The organism is Cupriavidus sp. HPC(L), from assembly GCF_000307735.3.
GTDB lineage: Bacteria > Pseudomonadota > Gammaproteobacteria > Burkholderiales > Burkholderiaceae > Cupriavidus.
In genome coordinates this window covers 1-3937 of record NZ_AMPR02000256.1, presented here as the reverse complement: position 1 = coordinate 3937, position 3937 = coordinate 1, and the positions used below count along the sequence as shown (strand labels likewise).

Genomic DNA, 3937 nt, shown 5'->3' with positions numbered 1-3937 from the left:
TGGACCGCCTGCAGCGCATCGGCGACCTCGCGCAGCCCCTGCAGCACCGCCTGCCGGTGCGCCGCCAGCGCCTGCCGATAGGCCGCCTGTGCGGCGCGTTGCCGCGCCCGCAGCGCGCCGCCGCGAAACACCGGCTGCACCAGTCCCGCGGCGACATTCCACACATTGAGGTGATCGAATAGATCGCCGCCCGTGCGCGACTGCGTGCCCGCGCTCGCCGACAGCGTCAGGCTCGGATACAGGTTGGCGGTGGCCACGCCGATATCGGCGCTGGCCCGATGCAGCAGCGCCTCGGCCGCGCGGATATCGGGACGCCGGCGCGCCAGCGCCGACGGCAGGCTGACCGGCAAGGCGTCGGGCAGCCGCAGTTCGGCAAGGCGAAATACCGGCACGGCGCCGGCTGTTGCGCTCGAGCCGGGTTCGCCCGGTTCGCCCGCGGCGTCCGGCGGCAATCCCAGATAGATCGCCAGCTGATGCCGCGTCGCCGCCAGCTGCCGCGACAGGCCGGGCAGCAGCGCCTCGGTCTGCGCCAGTTCGCCGCGCTGGCGCTCGGCCTCGACCGCGGCGGTCCCGCCGAGCGCGACGCCTTGCTCGACGATCGCCAGCTGCCGCCGCTGCGCGTCGATCAGCGCCTCGGTGTCGTCGATCTGCGCGCGCAGGCTGGCCTCGCGAATGGCCGCGGTGGCGACATTGGCGGCGAGCGACAGCCGCGCGGCCTCGAGTTCGTAGCGCTGGAAGTCGACCGCCGCGCGCAGGCCTTCGAGTTCGCGCCGCTGCGCGCCGAACAGGTCCAGCACATACGAGACGCGCACCGAGGCGCCATACAGCGTGAACGGCGGGGGGCTGGGGAAGGCGGTGATGCCCATCGATTCGATATTGACCTGCTGCCGAGCGGCGTCGAGCCGCGCATCGATGGCGGGCCACTGCGCGATGCCGGCCGCGGCCGCGTAGTCGTGCTGCGCCCGTTCAAGACTGGCCTGCGCCTGCGCCAGCGTCGGGCTGTTGGCCAGCGCGGTGCGGATCGCGCCGTCGAGCGCCGGGCTGCCGAACAGCGACCACCACTGCGCCGGCACGTCGGCGCCGTCGACCAGATGCTGCGCGTCGCCGTGCCGCGCGGGCGTCGTCGCCGAGGTCGTGGTCGGCGGCAGCGGCGCGGCGCCATAGCGCGCGCTGTCCGGGGCGGGCGGTGCGACGAAGTCCGGGCCGACCGCGCAGCCGGCCAGCAGCGCTGCGGCGGCAAGCGGCGCCAGCCGTTTGCATCGGAACGCGGACAGGGTCATGGCAATCTCCTTGCGGGCATCGACGTAGGGCGTGCGCATCGGCCGGCCCTCAATCGAGCGTACGGCGATAGAAGCGCACCGCGATCGCCATCACCACCGCGGTGAACAGCAGCAGCGGCCAGACATTGGGCCAGAGTTCGGCCCAGCCGCTGCCCTTGAGCAGGATGCCGCGGATCATCCGGTGGAAGTAGGTCATCGGCAGCAGGTTGCCGATCGCCTGCGCCCACTGCGGCATGCCCTGGAACGGGAACATGAAGCCCGACAGCAGGATGCCGGGCAGGAAATAGAAGAAGGTCAGCTGCATCGCCTGCAGCTGGTTTTGCGCCAGCGACGACAGCGTGATGCCGACCGTCAGGTTGGCAGCGATGAACAGCAGCGCCGCCAGGTAGACCGCGACCACCGAGCCGACGAAGGGCACGCCGAAGACCCAGCGCGCCGCCAGCAGGATGATGGTGCTCTGGATCAGGCCGATGAAGACATAGGGCACGATCTTGCCGCTCATCACTTCCAGCGGGCGCACCGGCGTGGCGAGCAGGTTTTCCATCGTGCCGCGCTCGCGTTCGCGCGTCATCGCCAGGCCGGTCATCATCACCATCGTCATCGACAGGATCACGCCCATCAGGCCCGGCACGATGTTGTACTGGGTCAACCCCTCGGGGTTGTAGAGCCGGTGCACCTGCACGTCGAAGGCGGGCTTGCCGCTGGCGAGACGGGACAGCGGTCCCTTCAGGTCCTTGTCGGCGACCGAGACGGGCATCTGCGACAGCGCGGCCAGCGCGGCGCCGGTCGCCGAAGGGTCGGTGGCGTCGGCCTCGACCAGCACCGCGGGCCGTTCGCCGCGCAGCAGCCGGCGCGTGAAGTCAGGCGGAATGGTGACGACGAACTGCAGCTCGCCGCGCATCAGGGCCTCGCGTCCCGCCGCCTCGTCGGGCAGCGTGCCGACCACGCGGAAATAGCGCGAGGCCTGCATGCTGGCGACCAGCGAGCGGGTGAATTCGCTGTGGTCGGCGGCGATGACGCCGGTGGGCAGCTGGCGCGGGTCGGTATTGATCGCGAAGCCAAACAGCAGCAGCTGCAGCACCGGCAGTCCGACGATCATGCCGAAGGTCACGCGGTCGCGGCGCAGCTGCAGGAACTCCTTCAGCACGATGCTCCACCAGCGCCGCAGCGAGAAGCCGAGGCGTTCGCCGTGTGCGCGCGCCTCGCCCCTCATTGCCGGGCACCCCCCGCTCGCGCAGGGGTCTCGCCCTCGGCGCGCATATTGTCGTCGGCCCGTTTCATCATGTGGATGAACACGTCCTCCAGGCTGGTGTCCACCGGCGCGATCCGATGCGAGCCTTCGGCGGCAAGCCGCCGCAACGTGGCTTCCAGCGCGGCTGCGTCGCGGCCGGTCACGTGCAGCGCGTTGCCGAACACCACGGTCTGCTCGACCGCCGGCTCGTCGGCGAGCCGGCGCGACAGCGCGTTCAGGTCGCCGTCCTCGACCGACCAGGTCGACAGGCCCTGCGCCGCCACCACCTGTTCGGCGGTGCCCTGGGCCAGCAGCTTGCCGTAGGCGATATAGGCGAGCTTGTGGCAGCGTTCGGCCTCGTCCATGTAGTGCGTGCTGACCAGCACCGAGATGCCGCGCGCGGCCAGCCGGTGCAGCTGCTCCCAGAAGTCGCGGCGCGCCTTCGGATCGACGCCGGCGGTCGGCTCGTCGAGCAGCAGCAGCTCGGGTTCGTGCAGCAGGCAGGCCGCCAGCGCCAGCCGCTGCTTCCAGCCGCCCGACAGCGCGCCGGCGAGCTGGCGCGCGCGGCTGGCCAGCCCCAGTCCGTCGAGCGCGCGTTCGACCGCCGCCTTGCGATCGGGCACGCCGTAGACGCGCGCGACGAAGTCGAGGTTCTCGCGGATCGACAGGTCTTCCCAGTACGAGAATTTCTGCGTCATATAGCCGACGCGGCGCTTGATCTGCGCGCTGTCGCGCAGGATGTCGAAGCCCAGGCAGGTGCCGTGGCCCGCGTCGGGCGTCAGCAGCCCGCACATCATCCGGATCGACGTGGTCTTGCCGCTGCCGTTGGGGCCGAGGAAGCCGAAGATCTCGCCGCGGCGCACCTGCAGCGTCAGGCCGTCGACCACCTGCTTGTCGCCGAAGCGCTTGCCGAGGTCGTGCACGTCGATCGCCAGTTCGGGCGCGCAGCGCTCGGCCGCCGAAGTGCCGGCTGGCACGGTGCCGTTCATGGGCGTGCTCCGCTTGCCGCTGCTGCCGATGCGGGTGCGGTGCCACCCGCTGCGGCCGGCTCGACCTCCACCGGCTGGCCCGGATGCAGCCGCGCCGCGTCGGCAGGCGCCGGGCGCGCCTCGACCAGGAAGACCAGCTTGCGCCGCGTTTCGTTGCTGTAGATCACCGGCGGCGTGTATTCGGCCTGGCTCGAGACATAGCGGATGGTGGCGGGGATCGCGGCGCCGCAGCCGTCGCAGGTCAGCCGTACGGCTTGCCCGGGCCGCAGCGTGCCGATCGCCGCTTCGGGCACGAAGAAGCGGACCTTGACGTTGCCCGGCGGCAGCAGCCGCACCACCGGACTGCCCGCCGGCACCCATTCGCCCTGCCGGTAGAGCGTGTCGTAGACCAGGCTGGCCGCGGGCGACCTCGGTCAGCATCGTGCGCAGCAGGGAGA

General features: G+C 71.3%; 3 protein-coding genes and 1 pseudogene. All 4 read right to left on the bottom strand.

Translation table 11 applies throughout. The features are described from left to right. The coding region (locus B551_RS14915) for an efflux transporter outer membrane subunit (protein WP_083492616.1) at positions 1-1280 on the bottom strand (1280 nt) is incomplete at its 3' end. Between the two features lie 49 nt (positions 1281-1329). Then, positions 1330-2493, bottom strand: a complete 1164-nt coding sequence (locus tag B551_RS14910) for an ABC transporter permease (RefSeq protein WP_006580218.1) — start codon at positions 2491-2493, stop codon at positions 1330-1332. Beyond that, positions 2490-3500, bottom strand: a complete 1011-nt coding sequence (locus B551_RS14905; RefSeq protein WP_023264423.1) for an ABC transporter ATP-binding protein — start codon at positions 3498-3500, stop codon at positions 2490-2492. The genes B551_RS14910 and B551_RS14905 overlap by 4 nt, the downstream gene beginning before the upstream one ends. After that, a pseudogene (locus tag B551_RS14900) lies at positions 3497-3898 on the bottom strand (HlyD family efflux transporter periplasmic adaptor subunit); the annotation flags it as partial. The pseudogene B551_RS14900 and the gene B551_RS14905, both read right to left, overlap by 4 nt. Positions 3899-3937 lie beyond the last annotated feature (39 nt).

Coding starts and splice junctions, on each gene's coding strand:
- B551_RS14905 (WP_023264423.1), bottom strand. CDS start 3,500: ATGAACGGCACCGTGCCAGCCGGCACTTCGGCGGCCGAGCGCTGCGCG.
- B551_RS14910 (WP_006580218.1), bottom strand. CDS start 2,493: ATGAGGGGCGAGGCGCGCGCACACGGCGAACGCCTCGGCTTCTCGCTG.